27 protein-coding genes are annotated in these 23,782 nt (G+C 71.3%); 20 read left to right on the top strand and 7 right to left on the bottom strand.

Going from position 1 to position 23,782, the window contains the following annotated elements:
• The first annotated feature begins 18 nt into the window (after window positions 1-18).
• The 7 genes from ACZ7OU_RS03625 to ACZ7OU_RS03595 all read left to right on the top strand — a co-directional run bounded on the left by ACZ7OU_RS03625 (window position 19) and on the right by ACZ7OU_RS03595 (window position 5,258).
• Window positions 19-576, top strand: a complete 558-nt coding sequence (locus ACZ7OU_RS03625) for a hypothetical protein (protein WP_470254116.1) — start codon at window positions 19-21, stop codon at window positions 574-576.
• Window positions 573-1,019, top strand: coding sequence for a hypothetical protein (locus tag ACZ7OU_RS03620; RefSeq protein ID WP_470239653.1), 447 nt, complete (start codon window positions 573-575; stop codon window positions 1,017-1,019). The genes ACZ7OU_RS03625 and ACZ7OU_RS03620 overlap by 4 nt, the downstream gene beginning before the upstream one ends.
• Window positions 1,020-1,032: 13 nt before the next feature.
• Complete coding sequence (locus ACZ7OU_RS03615) at window positions 1,033-1,371, top strand: hypothetical protein (RefSeq protein WP_470239652.1); 339 nt, start codon at window positions 1,033-1,035, stop codon at window positions 1,369-1,371.
• 62 nt (window positions 1,372-1,433) lie between these two features.
• The gene (locus ACZ7OU_RS03610) at window positions 1,434-2,732 is read left to right on the top strand and encodes an efflux RND transporter periplasmic adaptor subunit (RefSeq protein ID WP_470254115.1); all 1,299 of its coding nucleotides are present in this window, start codon (window positions 1,434-1,436) and stop codon (window positions 2,730-2,732) included.
• Window positions 2,729-3,442 (top strand): ABC transporter ATP-binding protein, encoded by a 714-nt coding sequence (locus ACZ7OU_RS03605; protein WP_470239650.1) that lies wholly within the window; start codon window positions 2,729-2,731, stop codon window positions 3,440-3,442. The genes ACZ7OU_RS03610 and ACZ7OU_RS03605 overlap by 4 nt, the downstream gene beginning before the upstream one ends.
• The gene (locus ACZ7OU_RS03600; RefSeq protein ID WP_470254114.1) at window positions 3,439-4,644 is read left to right on the top strand and encodes an ABC transporter permease; all 1,206 of its coding nucleotides are present in this window, start codon (window positions 3,439-3,441) and stop codon (window positions 4,642-4,644) included. The genes ACZ7OU_RS03605 and ACZ7OU_RS03600 overlap by 4 nt, the downstream gene beginning before the upstream one ends.
• Before the next feature lie 11 nt (window positions 4,645-4,655).
• Window positions 4,656-5,258, top strand: coding sequence for a hypothetical protein (locus ACZ7OU_RS03595; RefSeq protein WP_470254113.1), 603 nt, complete (start codon window positions 4,656-4,658; stop codon window positions 5,256-5,258).
• Here the strand turns inward: ACZ7OU_RS03595 and ACZ7OU_RS03590 are convergent.
• Window positions 5,255-5,731: a TspO/MBR family protein gene (locus tag ACZ7OU_RS03590; RefSeq protein ID WP_470254112.1), complete on the bottom strand. Its 477-nt coding sequence runs from the start codon at window positions 5,729-5,731 to the stop codon at window positions 5,255-5,257. The two genes, ACZ7OU_RS03595 and ACZ7OU_RS03590, sit on opposite strands and share 4 nt — an antisense overlap.
• Before the next feature lie 152 nt (window positions 5,732-5,883).
• Between ACZ7OU_RS03590 and hemL the strand changes: the two genes are divergently transcribed.
• From hemL to ACZ7OU_RS03555, 7 genes are all read left to right on the top strand, one after another.
• The gene (hemL, locus tag ACZ7OU_RS03585; protein WP_470254111.1) at window positions 5,884-7,185 is read left to right on the top strand and encodes a glutamate-1-semialdehyde 2,1-aminomutase; all 1,302 of its coding nucleotides are present in this window, start codon (window positions 5,884-5,886) and stop codon (window positions 7,183-7,185) included.
• A complete protein-coding gene (locus ACZ7OU_RS03580) occupies window positions 7,182-7,808 on the top strand; it encodes a histidine phosphatase family protein (RefSeq protein ID WP_470239645.1) in 627 nt (208 codons plus the stop codon). Before hemL ends, ACZ7OU_RS03580 begins: the two co-directional genes overlap by 4 nt.
• Window positions 7,805-8,374: a TlpA family protein disulfide reductase gene (locus tag ACZ7OU_RS03575; protein WP_470254110.1), complete on the top strand. Its 570-nt coding sequence runs from the start codon at window positions 7,805-7,807 to the stop codon at window positions 8,372-8,374. Before ACZ7OU_RS03580 ends, ACZ7OU_RS03575 begins: the two co-directional genes overlap by 4 nt.
• 260 nt (window positions 8,375-8,634) lie before the next feature.
• Window positions 8,635-9,408, top strand: coding sequence for a cytochrome c biogenesis CcdA family protein (locus ACZ7OU_RS03570; RefSeq protein ID WP_470254109.1), 774 nt, complete (start codon window positions 8,635-8,637; stop codon window positions 9,406-9,408).
• Window positions 9,405-11,000, top strand: a complete 1,596-nt coding sequence (resB, locus tag ACZ7OU_RS03565; RefSeq protein ID WP_470254108.1) for a cytochrome c biogenesis protein ResB — start codon at window positions 9,405-9,407, stop codon at window positions 10,998-11,000. The genes ACZ7OU_RS03570 and resB overlap by 4 nt, the downstream gene beginning before the upstream one ends.
• 3 nt (window positions 11,001-11,003) lie before the next feature.
• Entirely contained in the window at window positions 11,004-11,972 is a 969-nt protein-coding gene (gene ccsB, locus ACZ7OU_RS03560; RefSeq protein ID WP_470254107.1) for a c-type cytochrome biogenesis protein CcsB, read from the top strand.
• A gap of 76 nt (window positions 11,973-12,048) precedes the next feature.
• Window positions 12,049-13,377: a MinD/ParA family ATP-binding protein gene (locus tag ACZ7OU_RS03555; RefSeq protein ID WP_470254106.1), complete on the top strand. Its 1,329-nt coding sequence runs from the start codon at window positions 12,049-12,051 to the stop codon at window positions 13,375-13,377.
• 3 nt (window positions 13,378-13,380) lie between these two features.
• On the opposite strand, the gene ACZ7OU_RS03550 is transcribed toward ACZ7OU_RS03555, so the two are convergent.
• Complete coding sequence (locus ACZ7OU_RS03550) at window positions 13,381-13,566, bottom strand: hypothetical protein (protein ID WP_470239639.1); 186 nt, start codon at window positions 13,564-13,566, stop codon at window positions 13,381-13,383.
• 330 nt (window positions 13,567-13,896) lie between these two features.
• The gene (locus ACZ7OU_RS03545; RefSeq protein WP_072474890.1) at window positions 13,897-14,109 is read right to left on the bottom strand and encodes a BldC family transcriptional regulator; all 213 of its coding nucleotides are present in this window, start codon (window positions 14,107-14,109) and stop codon (window positions 13,897-13,899) included.
• 280 nt (window positions 14,110-14,389) lie between these two features.
• Here ACZ7OU_RS03545 and ACZ7OU_RS03540 point away from each other — a divergent pair, with 280 nt between their 5' ends.
• The 5 genes from ACZ7OU_RS03540 to ACZ7OU_RS03520 all read left to right on the top strand — a co-directional run bounded on the left by ACZ7OU_RS03540 (window position 14,390) and on the right by ACZ7OU_RS03520 (window position 18,795).
• Window positions 14,390-14,863 carry an Lrp/AsnC family transcriptional regulator gene (locus ACZ7OU_RS03540; protein WP_364370594.1) on the top strand — a complete coding sequence of 158 codons (474 nt, stop codon included), beginning with the start codon at window positions 14,390-14,392 and terminating at the stop codon, window positions 14,861-14,863.
• Window positions 14,864-14,874: 11 nt separating this feature from the next.
• Window positions 14,875-15,150: a DUF4229 domain-containing protein gene (locus tag ACZ7OU_RS03535; protein WP_470239638.1), complete on the top strand. Its 276-nt coding sequence runs from the start codon at window positions 14,875-14,877 to the stop codon at window positions 15,148-15,150.
• Window positions 15,147-16,229: an L-cysteine desulfhydrase Cds1 gene (gene cds1 / locus ACZ7OU_RS03530; RefSeq protein ID WP_470254105.1), complete on the top strand. Its 1,083-nt coding sequence runs from the start codon at window positions 15,147-15,149 to the stop codon at window positions 16,227-16,229. Before ACZ7OU_RS03535 ends, cds1 begins: the two co-directional genes overlap by 4 nt.
• Window positions 16,230-16,360: 131 nt before the next feature.
• The gene (locus ACZ7OU_RS03525; protein ID WP_470254104.1) at window positions 16,361-17,935 is read left to right on the top strand and encodes a DUF7405 family protein; all 1,575 of its coding nucleotides are present in this window, start codon (window positions 16,361-16,363) and stop codon (window positions 17,933-17,935) included.
• A gap of 101 nt (window positions 17,936-18,036) precedes the next feature.
• A complete protein-coding gene (locus ACZ7OU_RS03520; RefSeq protein ID WP_470239635.1) occupies window positions 18,037-18,795 on the top strand; it encodes a response regulator transcription factor in 759 nt (252 codons plus the stop codon).
• On the opposite strand, the gene ACZ7OU_RS03515 is transcribed toward ACZ7OU_RS03520, so the two are convergent.
• Genes ACZ7OU_RS03515 through ACZ7OU_RS03500 form a run of 4 tightly spaced genes read right to left on the bottom strand, consistent with a single transcriptional unit; the run spans window position 18,792 to window position 21,952 of the window.
• Entirely contained in the window at window positions 18,792-19,661 is an 870-nt protein-coding gene (locus tag ACZ7OU_RS03515; protein WP_470254103.1) for a 1,4-dihydroxy-2-naphthoate polyprenyltransferase, read from the bottom strand. The genes ACZ7OU_RS03520 and ACZ7OU_RS03515 overlap by 4 nt on opposite strands.
• Before the next feature lie 37 nt (window positions 19,662-19,698).
• A complete protein-coding gene (locus ACZ7OU_RS03510; RefSeq protein ID WP_360472184.1) occupies window positions 19,699-19,842 on the bottom strand; it encodes a hypothetical protein in 144 nt (47 codons plus the stop codon).
• Between the two features lie 51 nt (window positions 19,843-19,893).
• The gene (gene menE / locus ACZ7OU_RS03505) at window positions 19,894-21,027 is read right to left on the bottom strand and encodes an o-succinylbenzoate--CoA ligase (protein WP_470255876.1); all 1,134 of its coding nucleotides are present in this window, start codon (window positions 21,025-21,027) and stop codon (window positions 19,894-19,896) included.
• Between the two features lies 1 nt (window position 21,028).
• Window positions 21,029-21,952, bottom strand: coding sequence for a 1,4-dihydroxy-2-naphthoyl-CoA synthase (locus ACZ7OU_RS03500; protein ID WP_470239633.1), 924 nt, complete (start codon window positions 21,950-21,952; stop codon window positions 21,029-21,031).
• A 51-nt stretch (window positions 21,953-22,003) separates the two neighbouring features.
• Here ACZ7OU_RS03500 and menD point away from each other — a divergent pair, with 51 nt between their 5' ends.
• The gene (gene menD / locus ACZ7OU_RS03495; RefSeq protein ID WP_470254102.1) at window positions 22,004-23,680 is read left to right on the top strand and encodes a 2-succinyl-5-enolpyruvyl-6-hydroxy-3-cyclohexene-1-carboxylic-acid synthase; all 1,677 of its coding nucleotides are present in this window, start codon (window positions 22,004-22,006) and stop codon (window positions 23,678-23,680) included.
• The last annotated feature ends 102 nt before the right edge of the window (window positions 23,681-23,782 follow it).

Below are 23,782 nucleotides of genomic sequence, written 5' to 3'. Positions count from 1 at the left end.
CCAGCTATATTCACCCGCGTGGCGGACAGTGATCCCGAAAAAGCTGACACCGAAGACCTCAGTGGTCTGACCGACGACGAACGGCGCAAAAAGGGCCGCTCGCCGGACCCGCTGATGCCGGGGCAGAAGGCGCCGAAGGCGACACCGCCGCGGCCGGTGGCCATCTCGTTCTGGCTGTGGCTCGTCGGTGGCGTGGTGCTGATCCTCAGCTACGTCCAGCTGCTGACCAGCAAGTCCGCCGTCACCGACCAGTACATCAGGGGCACCACGGACCCGAAGTACACGCCGCAGATGATCGCGGACGGCGTCACGACGCTGCTGTGGTACCTGCTCGGCGGGTCGATCGTGTTCGTGCTGCTGTTCCTGCTCTTCGCGTACAAGGCCCGCGAGGGCACGCGCTCGGCCCGGACGGTGCTCACGATCCTGCCGATCGTGATGGTGCTGCTGATCATGGTCGTCGCGCCGATCATCAACTACCTGACGCTGCTCGGGGTGCTGCTGTTCGTCATCGCGGTGATCCTTATGTACCTGCCCTCGGTGGCGGCCTACTTCCCGAAGGCCGGCCGGAAGCCGTGAGCGACCGGCTCTACGCCGAGTCCGGCGTGAGCTGGGCCGCCATCGTGTGGGGCCCGGTGTTCGCGCTCGTCGGCGCGCTGGCCGAGCTGGCCACGGGCGGTCCGGTGCACGTCGTCGGCTGGCTGATGGTCGGCGCCGGGCTGTGCGCGATCACGGTGCCGTGGGTCTACGCGCGGCGCCGGTTCCTCTCACTGGAAGTCACGACGAAGCAGCTGCGCCAAGGCCGGGAGAAGGTCGCGGCGGACCAGCTCGCGTCGGTGACGGACGTCGGCGTGCCGGTCGGGGCGCGGGTGCTCGGCGGCGGCTGGTCGGTCCCGCGCAAGTACGACTCGCTGCCGGTGGAGCTCGCGGACGGCACGATCGTCCTGGCGTGGGCGAAGGACGTCGAAGCCCTCCAGGACGCGCTGGACCGGCTCGTGCGGGCGACGCCGAAGGAAGCATGAGAAAATCGCTCCCGTGATCGACCTTCCGCAGCCCACCGGGGCCGAACTCTGGCCGCCGGAAGAAGCCGGCCCCCGTGATCGGCTGCACAAGCCTTGGCGGGCGCTCGTCGCCGCCGTGGAAGTCGTGCTCGCCGTCGCCGCCGGGTGGGCCGCCTACGCGCTCTGGCACGGCGGGTCCGCCACCGTCGTCACGCGCACCGACGACGGCGCGATCCTGGAGTCGCACCGGTACTTCGGTGGCATGCTCGCCGCCGCCATCGGGCTCGGGACCGTGGCCGCGCTCCTGCTGGTCGACGCGGTGCGTCAGCTCTCGCTCGCGGTCCGTGCGCGGCACCCCAAACCGAAGGCCTGATACACAGCTCCCGCACAGGGAACGAACAGTCAATTGCTAAACAGCGGCGACACTGTTGCCGCATGACGCGCGTGCGTGCCTCGAAGGCATGGGTGATCAACGGTGCTCTGGTCGTACTACTGGCCGGAGCGGCTTTCGGGATATATCAGGCATTCAGCCCCGAACCGAGCACGGCGCAGGCGCAGACGCGCAGCACCCCGGTGCGCCGCGCGACGGTCACGGAGACCATCTCCGCCGCCGGGACGCTCGCCAGCAGCTACACCGGCGCGGCGAACTTCTCGAGCGCGGGCAAGGTCACCTCGATCGACGTGAAGGTCGGCGACGTCGTGAGCGCGGGCCAGAAGCTCGCGACGATCGACGGCACGCAGGCGTCGAAGCAGCTTCAGGTCGCGAAGGCGAACCTCGCGGTCGCGCAGGACAGCCTGGACTCCGCCGAGGACGCCGAAGACACCCCCGCCACCGGGCAGAACAGCCAGAACTCCCAGAACAGCGCGCAGTCGGCCGCCAACAGCGTCACCTCGGCCCAGGCCAAGCTGGACCAGGCTCAGCTCGACGTTCAGACCGCGCAGGAAACCCTCGACAACACGACGCTCTACGCGCCCGGCGCCGGCACGGTCACCGCGGTCAACGGCACGGTCGGGCAGCAGTCCTCCAGCGGCTCGGCTTCGAGCAGCAGCTCTCAGTCGTCGTCCAGCGGCAGCGGCCAGGGCGGGCAGGGGTCGAACTCCAGCTCCACGTCTTCGTCGAGCAGCTCCAGCAGCGGCTTCATCACCATCACGAACATGACCGGCCTGGTCGTGAACACCTCGGTCGCCGAGATCGACGTCAGCAAGGTCAAGGCGGGCCAGAAGGCCACCGTGACGCTCAACGCGCTGCCGGACAAGCCGGTCCAGGCGACCGTCTCCAGCATCAACCTGACGCCGACCACGAGCGGCAGCGTCGTGTCGTACGGCGCGCAGCTGGCCCTGACCGACCCGCCGGACGGGCTGCGGCCCGGCCAGTCGGCGAGCGTCGTCATCACCGTCGCCTCGGCCGAAAATGCGCTGAGCGTGCCGGCCGCGGCCGTGACGACCGCCGGCAACACCAACGTCGTCACCGTGCAGGAGAACGGCGCGAACGTCACGCGCCAGGTGCAGGTCGGCATCCGCGGTGAGTCGACGGTCCAGATCACGTCCGGGCTGACCGAGGGCGAGAACGTCGTGCTGACCGCGACGGCCGCGACCGGCACCGGGGGCACCGGCCGGACCGGTGGCACGGGTGGCACCGGCGGGTTCCCCGGCGGCGGGACCGGGGGCTTCCCCGGCGGCGGCACGCGCACCGGCGGCACCGGCGGCACGGGTGGCTTCGGCGGCCGCGGGTGAACCCGGTGATCGCGGTCTCCGGACTGCGCAAGACCTACGGCGCGGGTGAGACGGCCGTGCACGCGCTGCGCGGCGTCGAGCTCACCGTGTGGCCCGGCGAGTACGTCGCCATCATGGGTGCCTCGGGCTCGGGCAAGTCGACGCTGCTGAACATGCTCGGCTGCCTCGACGTCCCGACGTCCGGCCAGTACCTCCTGGACGGGTTCGGCGTCGGGAAGCTGAACGAGCGGCAGTTGTCCTTGCTGCGCAACCGGAAGATCGGCTTCATCTTCCAGTCGTTCAACCTGGTGCCGCGGACGTCCGCGCTGTCCAATGTGGAACTACCGCTCGTCTACAGTGGACTACGCCGGTCCGAACGCCGTCGTCGCGCGCTCGCGGCGCTCGACATGGTCGGGCTCTCCGACCGCGCCAAGCACCTCCCCAGCGAGCTGTCCGGCGGGCAGATCCAGCGCGTCGCGGTGGCGCGGGCGCTGGTCACCGGCCCGGCGATGCTGCTGGCCGACGAGCCGACCGGCAACCTGGACCGCCGCAGCACCGCGGACGTCCTCGGCGTCTTCGACCGGCTCAACCAGCTCGGGCGCACCATCGTCGTCATCACGCACGAGGACGAGGTCGCCGCGCACGCGCACCGCGTCGTCCGCGTGGACGACGGCCTCATCGTGTCGGACGAGGTGACCCGCGTGAGCGGCACCGTCGGAGCGGTCTCGTGAACTTCTTCGAAATCCTGCGCTTCGCCGTCCGCGGGCTCACCGCGAACAAGCTGCGCTCGGCGCTCACGACGCTCGGCATCACCATCGGCGTCGCGGCGGTGATTCTGCTCGTCGCGGTCGGCAACGGCGCGTCGGCGGCCATCGCGGCCAGCATCCAGGGCCTCGGCACGAACGTCGTCAACGTCTCCCCGGCGCGCGGTGGCGGGCAGGGCGCGTCCGCGCGGCCGCTGACCGTCCAGGACGCGCACGCGCTCGTCGACCCCGTCGGCGCGCCGGACGTCAAAGCCGCCTCGCCGGTGGTGAACACGACGGCGACCGCGACCTACGGGCAGACGTCGTACGACATCTCCAGCGTCGCCGGCACCGAACCCGCGTACTTCGCGACGACCAACCGCGACCTCGCCGAGGGCCAGCTGTTCACGAGCGAAGACGTGACGGCCGCGCGCAAGGTCGTCGTCCTCGGCCCGACGACGGCGGAGTCGATCTTCGGCAGCAGCACCGCCGCGATCGGCAAGAACGTGCTGCTCAACAGCATCCAGTTCACCGTGATCGGCGTGCTGCAGGCCAAGGGCAGCACCGGCCTGCAGAACGCCGACGACGTCGCGATCGCCCCGATCTCGGCCGTGCAGAACTCCCTGGCCGGCTACGGCAGCCTCAGCCAGATCGCCGTCCAGGCCACCAGCGCGGACTCCGTGTCGCTGGCCCAGTCCGAGATCACCGCGATCCTCAACGCCCGCCACGGCATCCGGCTCGGCGGCACCGCCGACTACCAGATCCAGAACTCCGAGCAGCTGCTCGCGACGCGGACGTCGGCCACCGAGACGTTCACCGTGCTCCTGGCGGCGGTCGCGGCGATCTCCCTGCTGGTCGGCGGGATCGGCGTCACCAACATCATGCTCGTCACGGTGACCGAGCGGATCCGCGAGATCGGCATCCGCAAGGCCATCGGCGCCCCGCGCTCGGCCATCCTCGGCCAGTTTCTCGCCGAAGCGACCATGCTCAGCCTGTTCGGCGGGCTGCTCGGCGTCGCGATCGGGCTGATCGGCAGCCGGTTCACCATCTCCGGGATCAAACCCGTCGTGGTGCCCTCGTCGATCCTGCTCGCCTTCGCGGTATCCGCCCTGATCGGGCTGTTCTTCGGCAGCTTCCCGGCGAACCGGGCCGCCAAGCTGCGGCCGATCGACGCCCTGCGTCACGAATAAGGAGTTCCTCGATGTCTTCGTCCACGACGACCCCGCCGGGATCGGCGCCGCAGGACGAGCCGACGGCCGTCCTCCCGGCCGTCGAGCCGACGGCGGAGCAGATCATCGCCAGCCCGGCGGTCGGCGGTGACCTGAACGCGGAGATGCGCCGCGCCGCGAAGCCCTTCTCCCGCAGCACGCTCGTGCTCGCCGGGCTCGTGGTGCTGGCGATTGCGTTCGGCGGCGGCGCCTGGACGCACGCGGCGTTCGGCTCGTCCTCCTCGACACCCACCGGGCGCCAAGGCGGCACCGGCGGGAACGGCGGGAACCAGACCGGCGGCCCGGGCGGCACCGGCCAGACCGCGGGCACCGGCCAGCAGGGCGGCGGTTTCCGCGGCGCCGGCGGCCGCGGCACCACCGGCACGGTCGACCACGTCGACGGCACCACGGTGTACGTGAAGACCGCGCAGGGCACCGACGTCAAGGTGTCCACATCGGACTCGACCACGGTCGGCGTGACCCAGCAGGGCAAGCTTTCCGACCTCAAGCCGGGCTCGACGGTCGTCGTCCAGGGCCAGGCGGGCGACGACGGGACGGTGGCCGCGCAGGCCATCACCCAGCAGGCGGCGCGCTAGTTGAGCGTGACGATCGCGGTGTTGAGCGCCGTCGCGTAGAGGATCCAGGCGAGGTAGGGCACCAGCAGCGCGGCGGCGACCTTCGAGCGGCGGGCGAACAGGACGATCGTCACGACCACGACGACGTCCAGCACGATGATGTCGACCAGCGCCGCCGTCGCCGCGCCGCCCTCGAAGAACAGCGGCGTCCACAGCAGATTGGCGAGCAGGCCGATGCCGTAGGCGGCGAAGCCCCGGGTTTCGCCGTCCGTGCGCCAGTACAGCCAGCCGACCAGCGCGATCATGACGTACAGGACCGTCCACACAGGACCGAAGAGGGACGAGGGCGGCGCCCACGGCGGCAGCTCGAGCCGCGCGTAGACGTCCTTCGCGGAGACCGCGGCCAGGGCACCGACCACGGCCACCACGGCGACGACGCCGAGGAAGCAGGCCAGCACCAGCCACGGGTTGCGCTGTGACACACGTTCGGTCACCGGCTGTTCCCCTCCCGGGCGGCGTCCGGCCATCCTAGGGCGGTTGCCACACTGAACCTCATTCTGGTTAGGCCGGCGCTACGGATCGCGATCGGTCCGCGTACGGTGCCCTCTCGCGCCGGCCGACGGCTGAATGAGGTTCACTGGACCTCGTGAGCACTGGAACCGAGCAGTCCAAGGCATGGTTCGAACGCGCGAAGGCGGCCATCCCGGGCGGGGTGAACTCGCCGGTCCGGGCGTTCAACTCGGTCGGCGGCACCCCGCGGTTCATGGTCCGCGGCGAGGGCCCGCACCTGTGGGACGCCGACGGCAACCGCTACGTCGACCTGGTGTCCTCCTGGGGCCCGATGATCCTGGGCCACGCGCACCCGCACGTCGTCGAGGCGGCGCGCGCGGCGGCGACGTCCGGGCTGTCGTTCGGCACCCCGACGATCGGCGAGGTCGAGCTGGCCGAGGAGATCATCGGCCGGGTCGAGCCGGTCGAGCGGGTCCGGCTGGTCAACTCGGGCACCGAGGCCACGATGAGCGCGATCCGGCTGGCCCGCGGGTTCACCGGCCGCTCGAAGATCGTGAAGTTCGCCGGGTGTTACCACGGTCACGTCGACGCGCTGCTCGCCCAGGCCGGCTCCGGCGTCGCGACGCTCGGGCTGCCGACGTCGCCGGGCGTCACCGGCGCCCAGGCCGGGGACACGCTGGTGCTGCCCTACAACGACCTCGACGCCGTCCGGAAGTCCTTTGCGGACAACCCGGGCGAGATCGCCGCGGTGATCACCGAGGCCGCGGCGGGCAACATGGGCGCGATCGCGCCGGACGAAGGCTTCAACGCGGGCCTGCGCGACATCGCCCACGAGAACGGCGCGCTGCTGGTCATGGACGAGGTGATGACCGGGTTCCGCGTCTCGCGCGCAGGCTGGTTCGGCCTCGAAGGCGTGGCCGGCGACCTCTACACGTTCGGCAAGGTGATGTCCGGCGGGCTGCCGGCCGCGGCCTTCGGCGGCCGCGCCGACGTGATGGCCAAGCTGGCCCCGGGCGGGCCGGTCTACCAGGCCGGGACGCTGTCCGGGAACCCCGTCGCGGTGGCCGCGGGCCTCGCGACGCTGCGCGCGGCCGACCACGCCGTGTACGCGGCGCTCGACGCCAACGCGAAGCGCCTCGGCGACCTCTTCCGGCGCGAGCTGAGCGCCGCCGGCGTCGCGAACCACGTCCAGTACGCGGGCAACCTGGTCAGCGTGTTCTTCGGCGACCAGGCGGTGCGCGACTACGCGGGCGCGCAGGCGTCCGAGACGTGGCGCTATCCGGCGTTCTTCCACGCGCTGCTCGACGCGGGCGTGTACGGGCCGCCGAGCGCGTACGAGGCCTGGTTCGTCAACGCGGCCATGGACGACGAAGCGTTCTCGGTGATCGAAGCGGCCCTGCCGGCGGCGGCTCGCGCGGCGGCGGAGGCGGTCAAGTGACCACCGTCGTCCACATGCTTCGCCACGGCGAAGTGCACAACCCCGAGAAGATCCTCTACGGCCGTCTGCCGGGCTACCGGCTGTCCGAGCGCGGGCAGCGGCAGGCGCTGACGGTCGCCGAGGCCGTCGCGGGCCACGACCTCGTGCACGTAGTCGCGTCGCCGCTGCAGCGCGCGCAGGAGACGGCGGGCCCGATCGCGGCGGCCCACCGCCTCGACATCGCGACCGACGAGGGCCTGATCGAGGCCGGCAACCAGTTCGAAGGCCTGCACGTCGCGGTCGGCGACGGCGCGCTGAGCGAGCCTCGCCACTGGCCGAAGCTCGTGAACCCGTTCAAGCCGTCGTGGGGCGAGCCGTATCTGGAGATCGCGCACCGGATGCTCGGCGCGGTCCACCGGGCGCGAGAGGCGGCTCTTGGTCACGAGGCTTTGTGCGTGTCGCACCAGCTGCCGATCTGGACGCTCCGGCGGTTCCTCGAGGGCAAGAAGCTGTGGCACGACCCGCGCCGCCGCCAGTGCTCGCTGGCATCCCTGACGTCGCTGGTCTTCGACGGCGACGAGCTGCGCGAGATCGTCTACAGCGAGCCCGCGGGGACCACGGACCCGAAGGTGACCGGGGCATGAAACGGCTGCTAGTCCTGGTGGCCGCGCTGGGCCTGGTGACCGGGTGCAGCGCGGGCAAGGACGCCGTGGTGCAGGGGAGCAGCTTCAGCTTCGTCTCCCCGGGCGGCAAGGTCGACATCACCTACGACGTCGGACAGCGCCAGACCGCGCCGGTCCTCTCCGGCGACGACCTGATGAACGAGGGCAAGCAGCTGTCGCTGGCGGACTTCCCCGGCAAGGTCGTCGTGCTCAACCTGTGGGGCCAGTGGTGCGGGCCGTGCCGCACCGAGGTGCCGGAGCTGGAGTCGCTGGCCAAGCAGGCACCGGGCGTCCAGGTGGTGGGCATCGACGTCCGCGACCCCGCGCGCGAGGTGGCCCAGGACTTCGTCCGCGACCGCAAGCTGACGTACCCATCGATCTACGACCCGGATGGCCGGGTGCTCCTGAAGCTGAGCGGCTACCCGCGCAACATCATCCCGTCGACGATCGTGCTGGATAAGCAGCACCGCGTGGCGGCGGTGTTCTTGCGGCCGGTGCTGTCCCAGGACCTCCTCCCGGTGACGCAGCGCCTGGAGAAGGAAGCCTGATCGGGGGAGCCCGGCAGCCGGAGGCGGAACCGGCACCCACCCAGACCCCACCCACCACCCCGATCCGAAGCCAGAACACGGACGGGAGTGCCGGGTCAAGGCATCTTTCCCGCCTTGACGCGGTGCTGCCGTCCGTAGTCACAATCGGGGCTTCGGGGTGGTCCGGACGAGCGGGACGAAGGTCCTGAACTGCTGTGACCGAGGTCCTGTGAACCGGCCCCGGAGTTCTCACCAGGACCTCACTGCCTACCCTCAATGCCGTGAACTCCGTGACCGAGCTGGCGATCTCCGGACCGCTGCTGCTCGCCGCGGGCGTCGCGCTGCTGGCCGGGACGATCTCGTTCGCCTCGCCGTGCGTCGTGCCGCTCGTGCCGGGGTACCTCGCGTACCTCGCCGCGCTCGTCGGGGCCGATGCTCCCGCCGTCAGCGGTGATGAGGAGCGCAAGAAAGGCCGGTGGGCCGTCCTCGGGGCCGCCCTGCTCTTCGTGCTCGGGTTCACCGTCGTCTTCGTCGCCACGCTGGGCACGCTCGTCTGGCTGGCCGACACCCTCACCCTCAACCAGGACCTCCTCCAGCGCATCGGCGGCGTCCTGACCATCGCCATGGCGCTCGTCTTCCTCGGCTGGATCCCCGGCCTGCAGCGCGAGGTCCGCTCGCACCGCGTCCCCGGCGGTGGCATCTGGGGCGCTCCGCTGCTGGGTGCGATCTTCGGCCTCGGCTGGACGCCCTGCATCGGCCCGACGCTGTCCGCCGTCACCACCCTGGCCAGCGCGACCGGCGGCGCCGAGGCCCGCGGCTACCTGCTGATCGCCGTCTACTGCCTCGGCCTCGGGGTGCCGTTCCTGCTCATCGCGCTCGGCGCCCGCTGGGCCGTGCGCGCCACCGACTGGGTGCGCCGGCACGGCCGCCAGGTGCAGATCTTCGGTGGCGCGATGCTGATGATCGTCGGCATCCTGCTGGTCACCGGCGTGTGGGGAGACCTGATGGGCTGGCTGCGCAACGAGCTCGCCGGCAACCTGGAGCTGCCGCTGTGACGACCACGGAGGCACCCCCCAAGACCCCGCAAGGCCCCACGCCCGCCAAGCGCACGTTCGCCTTCCTGCGCAACACCTGGCGCGGCCTGACGTCGATGCGCACCGCGCTCGTCCTGCTGTTCCTGCTCGCGCTGGCCGCGCTGCCGGGCGCGCTCCTGCCGCAGCGGAAGCTCAACGCCCCCAAGGTCGACGAGTACATCGCCGCCCACGGCTGGTGGGGCACCCTGCTCGACAAGCTCGAGTTCTACGACGTCTACTCCAGCATCTGGTTTTCGGCCGTCTACCTGCTGCTGATGATCTCGCTGGTGGGCTGCCTGGCCCCGCGCAGCTTCGACTACGTCAAGGCGATGCGCGCCAAGCCGGTGCTGACCCCGCGCAACCTCGCGCGGATGCCGCACTACCGGCTCGGCCGCGGCAAGTCCGACGTCTCCGCCGAGGTCGCGGCCGTCCACAAGCAGCTGTCCGGCTGGCGCCGCGTCGAGCGCGAAGAGGCCGACGGCGTCCGCACGATCTCCGCCGAGCGCGGGTTCCTGCGCGAGACCGGCAACCTCGTCTTCCACTTCAGCATGCTCGGCCTGATCGTGTTCTTCGCGCTGGGCAAGCTCTACGGCTACGAGGGCCAGGTCATCGTCCAGGCCGACGGCGACAGCTTCTGCAACTCCGGCATCTACAACTACGACTCCTTCAACGCGGGCCTGCGCGTCGACGGCACCGACCTCGACCCGTTCTGCGTGAAGGTCAACGACTTCACCGTGCGGTACACCCCGGCGGGCGAGCCGGAGTACTACCACGCGAACATCCAGTACCAGTCCGGGCCGGACCTCGACACGAACACCTGGCGCCCGTACGGGCTCGAGGTCAACTCGCCGCTGCGGACCGCCGGTGACCGCGTCTACCTGCTGGGCCAGGGCTACTCGCCGCAGTTCACGGTGACCTTCCCCAACGGCGACAAGCGCACCCAGAACACCCAGTGGCGCACGGTCGACCCGACCACGATGCTCGCCGAGGGCGCGACGAAGTTCGACCAGCCCGGCGTCACCGACGAGGTGCAGCGGCGGACCCGCCAGCTCGCCATCACCGGCCTGTTCGCGCCGACGGCGTTCCTGCACGGCAACGTCCTGACGTCGTCGGCGCCGGAGCTGGACGACCCCTCGGTCGCCGTCGACATCATGCGCGGCGACCTCGGTCTGGACGCCGGGCGCGGCCAGTCGGTGTTCGAGATCGACCAGTCGCTCGTGGACGACGGCAGGCTGAAGAAGATCGCCCGCGAGAACATGAAGGTCGGCCAGGAGATCAAGCTCGACGACGGCACGAAGGTCCGCTTCGACGGCGTCAACCACTGGGTCTCCCTGCAGGTTTCCCACGACCCGACGCAGGGCTTCGTGCTCGGTTTCGCCATCTCGATGTTCCTCGGCCTCGGCGCGTCCCTGCTGGTCAAGCGCCGTCGGCTGTGGGTGCGGGTGAAGCCGGGGACCGAGAACGACCCGGGTACCGTGATCGAGGTCGCCGGGCTGGCCCGCACCGACCAGGCGGGGTACGGCGAAGAGTTCCACCGGATCAGCGAGCGCCTGATCAGTGGTCAGAAGGGCTGAGGCATGCCGATCAACGAGACGCTGTCGCAGTACAGCGACTGGCTGTACACCACCGCCGCCGCGATCTACGTCGTCGCGCTGATGATGACGCTGGTCGAGCAGGGCTTCGGCGCGAAGGGCAGGCTCGCCACCGAGCGGGCCAAGCTGCGGGCGCGCGAGCTCGTCGGCGCCGGCGGGCCGCCGATCGAGGAGGTCCAGGCCGCGCAGCGCCACGCCGGGCGGCCCGAGCGGATCGGCAAGATGGGCGCGTCGCTGCTCGTGCTCGGCGCGCTGCTGCAGCTGTCGGCGATCGTGCTGCGCGGGCTCGCCGTGCACCGCGCGCCGTGGGGCAACATGTACGAGTACGGCATGGCGGTCACCTTCATCACGGTGGTCACCTGGATCGTCGTGATGTGGAAGTTCCCGGTCCGGCACCTCACCGGCTTCCTGCTGCTGCCCGTCGTGATCCTGATGTTCATCAACGGCACGCTGCTGTACACGACCGCGGCGCCGGTCCAGCCCGCGCTGCAGTCGTACTGGCTGGTCATCCACGTCTCGGCGGCCATCATCGGCTCCGGCGTGTTCCTCGTTCCCGGCGTCGCCAGCGTGCTCTACCTGTTCCGCGCGGCCTACGAAAAGGACGAGACGAAGTTCGCCCGGTTCGCCTCGAAGCTGCCCGCGGCCGACGTCCTCGACCGGATCGCCTACCGGACGACCATCTTCGCCTTCCCGGTCTTCACCTTCGGCGTCCTCTGCGGCGCGGTCTGGGCCGAGTCGGCCTGGGGCCGCTTCTGGGGCTGGGACCCCAAGGAGACCGTCGCGTTCATCGCCTGGGTCATCTACGCGGCCTACCTGCACTCGCGGGCGACCGCCGGCTGGCGCGGGGCCCGGGCCGCGGCGATCAACATCGTCGGGTTCGCCGCGATGATCTTCAACCTGTTCTTCGTGAACCTCGTCACGGCGGGCTTGCACTCGTACGCCGGGGTGGGCTGAGCAGACCGCGGGATCGCCGACTACCGTCGTCGCCAGGGGGAATGATGTCGGGCGGAGTGCGCGGAGGTTTACACCGGTGACCGGACCCAGCGAAGAATCGGCTCCTGGCCACCCCGAACAGGCCGAACAGCAGCCCGCGGCGGCGGCTGAACCGAGCCTGTTCGCCGAAGACCGGACGGACTCGCACCCGCACCCCGAGACGTCCGGGGCGTTCGACGTGCAGCCGACGCAGGCCGTCGCGCCGCCGCCCAACCCGGCGGTGTCCGGGCCGCACCAGGTGCCGAACCCGGCCGTGTCGGGCCCGCACCAGGTGCCCCAGGCCCAGTACGGCTACGACCAGAACCTCCCGCCGCTGCAGCCGCAGTACGCGCAGGCGCAGGCCCAGTACCCCCAGCAGCCTCAGGGCCAGCCTTCGGGGCTCCCGCAGCCCCAGGGCGGCCGGCACGCGGCGCCGCCGCAGCAGCCGGGTCACGGCCACGACCTGTCGACCGCGCACCTGGTCAAGCAGATCAAGCGGCCTCCGCAGTCGGGCTGGCGCAAGGCCGTCTACGTCGGCTCCGGCAAGCTGATCAACCCCGGCGAGAGCCCGGCGGACACGCAGCGCCGCGATCTGATCGCGCGGGTCAACCAGCCGCTGCGCGGGTGCTACAAGATCGCGATGCTGTCGCTCAAGGGCGGCGTCGGCAAGACGACGGTGACGACGACGCTGGGCGCGACGTTCGCCTCGCTGCGCGGTGACCGCGTGGTGGCGGTGGACGCGAACCCGGACCGCGGCACGCTGTCGCAGAAGCTCCCGCTGGAGACGACGGCGACGGTCCGCCACCTCCTGCGCGACGCGGCCCGCATCACGCGCTACAGCGACGTGCGGTCGTACACGTCCCAGGGGTCCAGCCGGCTGGAAATCCTCGCGAGCGAGCAGGATCCGGCCGTCTCGGAGGCCTTCTCCGAGGACGACTACCGGCGCACGGTCAACCTGCTCGAGCACTTCTACAACATCGTGCTCACCGACTGCGGCACCGGACTGATGCACTCGGCGATGAAGGGCGTCCTGGACGTCGCGGACGCGCTGGTCGTGGTGTCGTCCGGTTCGGTGGACGGCGCCCGCAGCGCCTCGGCGACGCTCGACTGGCTCGAGGCCCACGGCTACGGCGAGCTGGTGAAGCGGTCGGTGGCGGTGATCAACTCGGTCCGCCCCAAGGGCGGGTCGGTCGACCTCGACAAGCTGTCGGCCCACTTCGGGGCGAAGGTCCGGGCGGTGTGCCAGGTGCCGTTCGACCCGCACCTGGAAGAGGGCGCGGAGATCGAGCTGGACCGCTTGTCCGGCGACACCCGCCTGGCCCTGCTGGACCTGGCCGCGACGGTGGCCGACGGCTTCGCGACCCCGCTCTCGCAGGGCTACCGGTAGGGCTCAGCCGTCTTCGTCCCGGCGCTTGCGTTGCTGTTCGGACAGCTGGCGCAGGAAGTCGGGGTCGTCATCCGGGGCGATCGGGGCGCGGCGCGGAGGCGACGTGACCCCGATCCGCTGACCGGCGAACGACCGCCACAGGAGCAGGGCGACGACCAGCGCGCCGACCGCCGCGAGCAGAGCGAGCATGCCGGATCCTTCCGTGTGGGTCCCCCGAGGTTAACCCGTCGAGCCGGTTTCGGCCCGAACCCCGTCGGACGGGGTGACAACCGGAACACGAAGGGCCGAGCGGGGTGGGGACGGTTCCCCTTGACGTGAACACGGATCCGGGACGCGGACGGTTCGCGAGAAAGCCCGCCGGCTGCTTCTTGCACCCGGGATGCGGGCTGGGAGCGCGGGTTCTTTACCCAAGCGCGAGCGGAGCGGGCTCCTCACCCGCGTGGCACTCCGAAACCACGAAGGGCCGCGCGGGGCGGGGAAAGTCCCCCGTACCCGACACGGCCCGGCGCTCGAGATGGATCAGGCCTTGCGGGCCGGTTCGCTGGCGTCCGTGGTCAGCTCCGCGAGGAGCTCGTTCACCTCGGACTCCCGGAACCGCCGGTGCCCGCCCGGGGTCCGGATCGAGCCGATCCGGCCCGCCGTCGCCCACCGGGTGACCGTCTTGGGGTCCACTCGGAACAGTGCTGCCACCTCACCAGGGGTGAGCAGTCGTCCGCCCATCGTCGCGGTCATTTTCCGCCTCCTTAACGACCTCACTGCTATACCGGAGGCGTCCGGGCCCTTCTGGCCCGTTCCGCCGGGGTAGCCAACACGGCAATCGTTGCACTTCACCCGTCGGGTACTCGAACGGTTGTCCAAGAGTAAAGAGCCCTTAAAGGTCAAAACGGACAGTTTGCTTACGTTGTGCAACTAATTTTCCGGTGACCTGACGTGCTCGGATGTCATCCGGCCCGGTCATCGGCCGCGAGGCGTGGTGCCAATGGGGGATTGTCCAACCGCATAGAGTGATGCCGTGGATCAGTTGGACCGGAAGATCATCGCGGCGTTGCGTATCAACGGACGGGCCACTTATGCGGACCTCGGGCGAGCTGTCGGGCTCTCCGCGTCGTCAGTGCACGAGCGGGTGGGCAAGCTGGAAGCCGCCGGGGTGATCACCGGCTACCACGCGGTCGTCGACCCGAGCTCGGTCGGCCTCGGCGTCACCGCCCTCGTCAGCATCCATCCGACCGACACCGCGACCGAAGACGACGTCGCCGATGCGCTCGCCGAGCTCGACGAGGTCGAGAGCTGCTACGCGGTGGCGGGCGACGAGGCCTTCGTCGTCAAGGTGCGCGTCTCGACCGTCGACGAGCTGGAGCGGACGCTCGGCCGCCTCCGCCGCATCCCCGGCGTCGGGCGGACGAACACGACCGTCGTGCTCTCGACGCGCTTCGAGGGCCGCCCGAACAACGCGGGCCTGCAGCGCGACCGGGCGGGCGGCGCGTAGCCTGCCTTGGTGTGAGCAACAATCTGGCCCGTGACCTGACGCTGTACCTGCTGGCGCGGTTCGTGCTGGTCGCGGCGATCGCGTGGGTGCTGTCCCTGGCCGGCGTGCCGCTGCTGGTCGCGCTGGTCGTCGGCCTGGTCGTCGGGCTGCCCCTGGGCCTCCTGCTGTTCCGCCCGCTGAACGCCCGCGTCACGGCCGGCCTGGCCAAGCGCAACGAGAAGCGCGCCCGGGCCCGTGCCGACCTGCGGGCGCAGCTGCGCGGTGACGTCTCCGGCCACTCCGAATGAGCCGCCTGCACGCCCGCAGCTGGGTCCGCGAGGCCGTCCGGATCATCGAGGCCGACGCGAACCGCAGCGCCGACACCCACCTGCACGTCTTCCCGCTGCCCCCGGAGTGGGGCATCGACCTGTACCTCAAGGACGAGTCCGTCCACCCGACCGGCTCGCTGAAGCATCGCCTCGCGCGGTCGCTGTTCCTGTACGGGCTCGTCAACGGCCAGATCGGGCCGGACACCGTGCTCGTCGAGGCCTCCAGCGGCTCGACCGCGGTGTCCGAGGCCTACTTCGCCCGCATGCTCGGCCTGCGCTTCATCACCGTCGTGCCGCGGCGCACGTCGAAGGAGAAGATCGCGCTCATCGAGTTCTACGGCGGTGAGTGCCACTACGTCGACCAGGCGCCGGCGATGTACCCCGAGGCCGAGCGGCTCGCGGCCGAGTGCGGCGGGCACTACCTCGACCAGTTCACCTACGCCGAGCGCGCGACGGACTGGCGCGGCAACAACAACATCGCCGAGTCGGTCTTCGCGCAGATGCGCTCGGAGCGCCACCCGGTGCCGGCGTGGATCGTGGTCGGCGCGGGCACCGGCGGCACGAGCGCGACCTTCGGCCGGTACGTCCGCTACAAGCGCCACACGACGAAGATCTGCGTCGTCGATCCGGAGAACTCGTCGTTCTTCGGCGCCTGGGAGACCGGGGCGCTCGACTACGCGACCGGCATGCCGTCGCGGATCGAGGGGATCGGCCGGCCGCGCTGCGAGCCGTCGTTCGTGCCCGGCGTCATCGACGAGATGTTTCAGGTCCCCGACGCGGGCTCCCTGGCGGCCATCCGGCTGCTGCGCGAGCGCACCGGGCACTGGGCGGGCGGCTCGACGGGCACGAACCTCTACGGCGCGTTCCGGCTCATCTCGCGCATGGTCGAAGACGGCCAGGCGGGCAGCGTCGTGACGCTGCTGTGCGACGGCGGCGAGCGGTACGCGCACACGTACTACAACGACGAGTGGGTCGCAGAGCAAGGTCTGGACCTGGCGCCGCACACGGCGTTGTTCGAGGAGTTCCTGACGACGGGGAAGTTCGTCCCCGAGTCCTGATCCATTGTGGACGTTCGAGTACCTAGGGTTTTCCCCGCATACCTAGGTTCTTTTCGTCATGGTGGCGGGCGCGCGCGAAGATCTACCGTGGCCGGGCGCCGACGAGGGGCGGCGGGTCCCCGGAGGTCGCCGTGTCCGCTGTCCCCGAACGTCCCGTGTCGAAGTGCCCGCTCGCCCACCGCTCCGGCGGTGACGCGGGGGTCAGCATCGTCCCGATCCGGTCCCGGCCGGTCGACCGCCGGACCGCCCTGCGCCGCACCGGCGTCGTCGCCGGCGCGATGGCCGCGCTCGGCACGCTCGAGCTGGTCTCCGGCTTCGCCAGGGTGCCGGTGCGGATGGCCTGGGCGGACGGCGACGCCGCCTTCCCCGACGTCCAGTTCGACCTCGGCCCGTTCATGCCGCCCGCGCAGACGCTGGACGGCGTCCCGGTCGGGATGCCGCCGATCCACACGACGTTCGTCACCGCGCGGCTGAGCCGGGCACCGTCCAAAGCGGACGCCGGCCGGATGGAAGCCGCGTTGCGCACCATCGAAGGCAACTACCCGTACGCGCCCGGCGGCATCTTCACGCACGTCGCCTACAGCGACACCTACTTCGCGCGCTTCCCCGCGGCCTTGGTGAACGCGAACATGCCGCGCACGCTCGCCGGGAACCAGCCGGTGCTGAAGCGGGCCGTCGCGGGCCCCACGGACGTCGCGCCCGGCGCGCACGCGCTCGAACTGCGGCGGCCCGAGTTCACCGTGCCGCTCGTGCTGGAGAACAACGACGTCCTGTTCACCGTCCGCGGCGACGACTGGAGCTACTTGGCCGACGTCGTCGCGTGGCTGGGTGGCAGCGGACGGCTCGTCGGGCGCCCGATCGCGTCGCCGCGGTTCGACGCGGGGATGACGATCACGTCGTCGCGCGCGATGTTCGTGCAGATGGGCCTGCCGCGCTACCTCGCCGACGCCAACCGGCTGCCGTTCGCGTCCTTCGTCAACCCGTTCTCCCCGATGTGGATGGGGTTCGCCGACCAGCAGGTGGACGCGAGCGCGCCGCCGCAGGACGTCACCTTCGCCGGCGGCCACGGGATCCGGCTGACGAACGCGCAACCCGGCGGGTACTTCGACAACGGTGCGGTGCAACACCTTTCGCACGTCCTTCTCGACCTCCAGCAGTTCTACGTGGACGGCCGCGACCCCGAAGAGGACGTCGACCACCGCGAGAACTTCGGCGAGCGGCTGCAGTACATGTTCCAGTCACCGGCACAGGTGCCCGAGGACCCGGCCGACCCGTTCCTCGACGGCGGCGGCCCGCGCAGCCTCGGCATGCGCGGCGCGGTGCTGCGGAACCTGTTCAACGGCCGCGACTACGCGCGCACGAGCGCCGAGCGGTTCGCCCGGATCGGGCACGTCTCGCAGCTGCACCGCACCGGCCGGACCGCCGAAGGACGCCCGATCCACCTGCGGATCGACGGTCCCGGCTTCGACGCGATGGACGTCCGCGGCGGCCGGAACACGCCGAAGCTGCAGTTCTCCGGGTTCTTCCCGAGCGCCGACTTCTTCGCGGATCTCCGGCGCAGCCAGGCTTCCGTGGATCTGCTGGACGAATTCGACCTCGAGGAGGAGGACCACGGCCTGGAACGTTTCATCACGGCGACCCGGCGGCAGAACTACCTGGTTCCCCCGCGGCGGCACCGCGCGTTCCCGCTCGCCGAGCTGACCTGATCCCACAGAGCCCCCATTTGGTCCAGACCCTTCCGTGAGCGGGTGTGCGAAACTGTCGAACGGGCGATTCGCGAGGGGAGCCGACCGGATCGAGGTGGGGCATGGCGACGAAGCCTGCCGTACGCGTCGTGGTGCAGCACGGCAACCGCCTGTTCCGTGAGCTGCTCGCGGAGAACCTGGCGCGCGTCCCCGGCGTTTCCGTCGTGGGGACCGTGCCGTCGCGGACCCGGCTCGCCGAAGTCTGCGAGGGCCGGACGCCGGACGTCGCCGTCTTCGAAGCCGACGCGGGGGATTCCGGTCCCCTGCCCGCGCCGGTCCGCCTCGTCGGCTTGGGCGACGGCGGATCCGGCACCGCGGGCACGACCGCCGTGGTGCCGTACGGGAGCGGGCTGCGGGTCCTGCTCGACGTCATCAAGGAGACGGGCGCGCCGGCGCGGACGCCGGCACTGACCACGCGGGAGCGGCAGGTGCTGCGCCTGATCGGCGCCGGCCACACCCCGCGGCAGGTCGCGGTGGTGCTGGGGATCAGCCCGCGGACCGTCGAGAACCACAAGCAGCAGATCTTCGCGAAGCTCGACGTCCACAGCCAAGCGCACGCGGTCGCCCACGCCGTCCGGCTCGGCCTGGTCGGCGCGCCGGTCGAGCTGCCGGGGCCGTACCCGTTGTCGCTGACGCGGCGGGAGCGCGAGATCCTGGCGGCCATCGGCTCCGGCCACACGACCCGGCAGACGGCGTCGGAGCTCGGGATCTCGGCGCGGACGGTGGAGAACCTGCAGGGCGCGCTGTTCCGCAAGCTGCGGGTGCACTCGCGCACCGCGGCCCTCGTCGCCGCCCACGACCTGCGGCTGATCGAGGTCTAGAAGCTCAGCGCGACCGCCGCCAGGACCGCCCAGGCGAGCATCGCCAGGCCGGTGTCGCGCAGGGCCGGGATCAGCTCGCGCCCGTGCGCGCCGTCGCCGACCGCGCGGACGGACTTCAGCAGCATCGGCGCCGTCAGGAGGGTGATCAGCAGCAGCGGGTGGAAGACGCCGACCGCGACGCTCAGCACGTACGGCACCGCGAGCAGCGTCAGGTACAGGCGGCGCGTGCCCTGGTCGCCCAGCCGGGTCGCCAGGGTGCGCTTGCCGGACTCGATGTCGGTCGGGATGTCACGCAGGTTGTTGGCCGTCAGGACCGCCGTCGAGAAGCAGCCGACGGCGACCGCGCCCGCCAGCGCCGCCCAGCTGACCCGGCCGGCCTGGACGTACACCGTGCCCAGGACGCCGGCCAGGCCGAAGAACACGAACACCGCGATCTCGCCGAAACCGTAGTAGCCGTAAGGCTTCTTGCCGCCCGTGTAGAACCACGCGCCGAGGATGCAGACGCCGCCCATGGCGAGCAGCCACCAGTGCCCGCTGAGCACGACCAGCAGCAGGCCGAGCACCCCGGCCAGGCCCAGCGCGGCCAGCGCCGCCGTCAGCACGGCCTTCGGCGCGGCGACCCCGGAACCGACCAGCCGCAACGGCCCGACGCGGTTCTCGTCGGTGCCGCGGATGCCGTCGGAGTAGTCGTTGGCGTAGTTGACGCCGACGATCAGCGAGAGGGCGACCAGCAGCGCGAGGGCCGAGCGCCACCACGAAAACGCGTCCAGCGCGACCGCCGCGCCGACGCCCGCCACCACCGGCGCCACCGCGTTCGGCAGCGTCCGGGGCCGGGCCCCCTCGATCCACTCGCTCACACTCGCCATGGCGTCATTCAACGCCATGTGGATCAGCGGGCGGCGGTCAGTCCGTGGTCGGCAACTGCCAGGTGAGCGTGCCGCTGTTGGGATCCGCGGCGGGCGGGTCGGCCAGCGCGGCGCCCGCGGGGAGCAGGAGCCCCAGCGTGACCGCCGTGCCTGCCAAGGCGATTCTGATCCAGCGCGTCATGGTGAGTAGCCAAGCGGGTGCACGCCGTACATGTCAACGAAGTGCCGCCATTCAGCCGCTCAAACCCGACAGAAGTCGCGCTTTCACCGCCGCGCGGTCGATCTTGCCCGGCCCGCGAAGGGGCAGCTCAGCGGCGTATTCGACGCATTTCGGCGTGGCCGGCGCGCCCAGTTCGGCCCGGACGGCGGCGCGCAGTTCGTCCGCTTCGGGAGGTTCACCATCCGGGACGACCAGCGCCACGACGGCCTCGCCCCACTCCGCGTCCGGCAGCCCGACGACGCACGCGTCCCGCACGCCCGGCCGCGCGCCGAGCACCCGCTCGATCGCGTTCGCGGACACCTTCACACCACCGGTGTTGATCATGTCGTCGGCGCGGCCGAGGACCTCGACGCGGCCGTCGTCGTGACGAACCCCACGGTCGGACGTCGTGAACCAGCCGCCGTCGAACGACTCCGCGGTCAGGTCGGGCCGTCCGCGGTAGCCGTGCGCGAGGACGTCGCCCGCGATGCGGATGCGGTCCCCGGTGACGTCGACGCGGACCCCGTCGAGTGGGAAGCCGTCGTAGACGCAGCCGCTCGCCGTCTCGCTCATGCCGTAGGCGGGCACGATCCGGACGCCGGCGTCGGCCGCGCGCTCGCGCAGGGCCGCCGACGTCGCCGCCGCGCCGACCACGATCGCGTCGAACGCCTTCGCCGCGGCCAGCCCGGCGCCGCCGTCGTCGAGCAGCCGGACCAGCTGGGTCGGCACCAGCGCCGTGTAGCGCGGCCCGCCCGTCAGCTTCGCCGCCGCGGCCGCGAAGTCGTCCGGCCGGAAGCCGGCGCCGGTCAGGAAGACGGGCTCGGTGCCGGCCAGCAACGACCGGACCAGCACCTGCAGGCCGCCGATGTAGTGCGCCGGGGTGGCCAGCAGCCAGTGGCCGGGGCCGCCGAGCCGCACGTGCGTGGCCTCGGCGGACGCGGTCAGCGCGCGGGCCGAGAGCAACACGCCCTTGGGTGCGCCGGTCGAGCCCGACGTGGCGATGACCACGGCCGTGTCCGGCTCGGCGGGCTCGGCCGGCGTCATCGCGTCGCGCAGCGCGGGGTCGGTGAACGGCAGCACGGCCGGGCCGCCGCCGAGCGCGTCGGCGACGGCTCTCTTCAGCGCTTCGAGCGCCTCGGGAGAGCCGTCGAGGTGGACCGGGAGCAGCTCAGTAGTAATAGGGGACGTCCTTGAAGTCGGGGTCGCGCTTCTGCAGGAAGGCGTCACGGCCTTCGACGGCTTCGTCCTGCATGTACGCCAGCCGGGTGGTCTCGCCGGCGAACAGCTGCTGGCCGACCATGCCGTCGTCGGTGAGGTTGAACGCGTACTTGAGCATCCGCTGCGCCGTCGGCGACTTGCGGGTGATCTCCCACGCCCAGGTCAGGGCCTCTTTTTCGAGATCCGCGTGCGGCACGACGGCGTTCACCGCGCCCATCTCGTGCATCTGCTCGGCGGAGTACTCGCGGCCGAGGAAGAAGATCTCCCGGGCGAACTTCTGGCCGACCATCTTCGCCAGGTAGGCCGAGCCGTAGCCACCGTCGAACGAGCCGACGTCGGCGTCGGTCTGCTTGAACTTCGCGTGCTCGGCCGAGGCGAGGGTGAGATCGCACACGACGTGCAGGGAGTGCCCGCCGCCGGCGGCCCAGCCCGGCACGACCGCGATCACCGGTTTCGGGAGGAACCGGATCAGCCGCTGGACCTCGAGGATGTGCAGCCGGCCGGCCCGCGCCGGGTCCACCGTGTCGGAGGTCTCGCCGCTGGCGTACTGATACCCGGAGCGTCCGCGAATACGCTGGTCACCACCGGAGCAGAACGCCCACCCGCCGTCCTTGGGCGAGGGGCCGTTGCCGGTGAGCAGGACGCAGCCGACGTCCGAGCTCATCCGGGCGTGGTCGAGCGCCCGGTAGAGCTCGTCGACGGTGTGCGGCCGGAAGGCGTTGCGGACCTCCGGACGGTCGAACGCGATGCGCACCACGCGTTTGCCGCCGCGGTTCTCAGCGGAACGGTGGTAGGTGATGTCGGTGAAGGCGAAACCTTCGACCTCGGTCCACGCGGCGGGGTCGAACAGCTCGGAAACTCGGGCGTCATCCACGTTTGGGAGAATAGGACCTGTGGACACTTCTGATCTGTCGGGCGCCTGCCGGTGAACCCTTCCACCGCGCAGGCCAGGGTCATCGTCGACGAGCTCGTCCGCAACACCGTTTCGCACGTCGTCCTCTGCCCGGGCTCCCGCAACGCGCCGCTGTCGATCGCGCTGTACGACGCGGCGGCGGCCGGGAAGCTCCAGCTCCACGTCCGCATCGACGAGCGCGGCGCCGCCTTCCTGGCGCTGGGCGTCGCCGCCCGCACCGGCCGCCCGGTGGCCGTGCTCTGCACGTCCGGTACCGCGGCCGCGAACTTCCACCCGGCGGTCCTCGAGGCCGACCGCGCCGGCGTCCCGCTGATCGTCCTGACCGCCGACCGGCCGCCGGAGCTGCGCGCGGCCGGCGCGTCGCAGGTCATCGACCAGCACCACCTCTACGGCAACGCGATCCGCTACTTCGACGAGCTGGCCGTGGCCGAGCGGCGGGCCGGCCAGAACTCGTACTGGCGCAGCCAGATCTGCCGGGCCTGGAACGCGGCTTACGGCGAATGGCGCTGCGGGCCGGTGCACCTGAACATCCCGTTCCGCGAGCCGCTCGTGCCCGACCTGGACGACGACGGGGAGTGGTACGAGTCGCTGGACGGCCGTCCCGACGGCTCCCGGTGGACCGAGCTGCCGGACTTCGGCGCGCTGCCGTCGTTCGTGGTGCCCTCGGCGCGCCACGGCCTGGTCATCGCGTGCGACACCGGCGTCCAGGCGGCCAGCGAGTGGGCCGAGCAGCACGGCTGGCCGGTCGTGTCGGAGACCGGCGGGCTGGGCCTGTCCGGCGGCACGGCGATCTCGTCCGGCGCGTGGCTGCTGGGCGTCGAGGAGTTCATCGCGAAGCACAAGCCGGAGCAGGTGCTCTGCCTCGGCCGCCCGACGGTGTTCCGGCAGATCCAGAAGGTGATCTCGGACCCGTCGGTCGAGGTCCTGCTGGTCCGCCCGGACTCGGACTGGCCGGCGCCCGCGCACAACGTCCGGCAGGTCGGGCAGTGGTTCGACGAGCCGACCAAGCCGGCCGACCCGGAGTGGCTGGCGAGCTGGCGCCGGGCGGACGCGGCAGCGTCGTCGGCGGTCTCGGCGGTGCTGGACGCGGAGGCGTGGCCCTCGGGGCTGCGGGTGGCGTCCGAGCTGGTGGACGCGCTGCCGCCGGACTCGCTGCTGGTGGTGGGCTCGTCCAACCCGACGCGGGACGTGGCGCTGGCCGGCCGGCTGCGCGCGGATGTCCTGGTGCACCGCAACCGCGGGGTGGCGGGCATCGACGGAACGGTCTCGACGGCGATCGGCGCGGCGTACGTCCACCGCGGGCCGTCGTACGCACTCCTGGGCGACCTGACGTTCCTGCACGACGCGTCCGGCCTGCTGACGGGCCCGGCGGAGCAGCGCCCGGACCTGACGATCGTGGTGTGCAACGACGACGGCGGCGGCATCTTTTCGCTGCTGGAGCAGGGCGCGCCGGAGCACGCGGCGAGCTTCGAGCGGGTGTTCGGCACGCCGCACGGCGCGGACCTGGGCGCGTTGTGCGCGGGCTACCGGGTGCCGCACGTGGTGGCGGAGACGCTGACGGAGTTCCGCGCGGCCCTGCGCCCGGCGCCGGGACTGCGGGTGGTGGAGGTCCGGGTGGACCGGTCACGGCACCGGGACCTGCACGGCCGCCTGCGCGCGGCGGTCAGCTCGGCCGTCTCCGCGGCCTGAGTCAACCGGTTTCCGAGCCGGGTCCCAGGAGGTAAGAACCTTCCTTCGCCGGTACCTGGCACCCTCTTGGCTGGCTACGTTCGAGCGCGCTGATCCTCACCC

The sequence above is a fragment of the Amycolatopsis sp. NPDC114505 genome (assembly GCF_055633615.1).
This window is presented reverse-complemented; position numbering and strand designations above follow the sequence as displayed.

What these genes read in the sequence shown, in the direction of transcription:
- ACZ7OU_RS03610 (WP_470254115.1), top strand. Translation starts at nt 1,434, where the DNA reads ATGACGCGCGTGCGTGCCTCGAAGGCATGGGTGATCAACGGTGCTCTG.
- ACZ7OU_RS03595 (WP_470254113.1), top strand. Translation starts at nt 4,656, where the DNA reads ATGTCTTCGTCCACGACGACCCCGCCGGGATCGGCGCCGCAGGACGAG.
- ACZ7OU_RS03575 (WP_470254110.1), top strand. Translation starts at nt 7,805, where the DNA reads ATGAAACGGCTGCTAGTCCTGGTGGCCGCGCTGGGCCTGGTGACCGGG.
- ccsB (WP_470254107.1), top strand. Translation starts at nt 11,004, where the DNA reads ATGCCGATCAACGAGACGCTGTCGCAGTACAGCGACTGGCTGTACACC.
- ACZ7OU_RS03550 (WP_470239639.1), bottom strand. Translation starts at nt 13,566, where the DNA reads ATGCTCGCTCTGCTCGCGGCGGTCGGCGCGCTGGTCGTCGCCCTGCTC.
- ACZ7OU_RS03545 (WP_072474890.1), bottom strand. Translation starts at nt 14,109, where the DNA reads ATGACCGCGACGATGGGCGGACGACTGCTCACCCCTGGTGAGGTGGCA.
- cds1 (WP_470254105.1), top strand. Translation starts at nt 15,147, where the DNA reads ATGAGCCGCCTGCACGCCCGCAGCTGGGTCCGCGAGGCCGTCCGGATC.
- ACZ7OU_RS03520 (WP_470239635.1), top strand. Translation starts at nt 18,037, where the DNA reads ATGGCGACGAAGCCTGCCGTACGCGTCGTGGTGCAGCACGGCAACCGC.
- ACZ7OU_RS03515 (WP_470254103.1), bottom strand. Translation starts at nt 19,661, where the DNA reads ATGGCGAGTGTGAGCGAGTGGATCGAGGGGGCCCGGCCCCGGACGCTG.
- ACZ7OU_RS03510 (WP_360472184.1), bottom strand. Translation starts at nt 19,842, where the DNA reads ATGACGCGCTGGATCAGAATCGCCTTGGCAGGCACGGCGGTCACGCTG.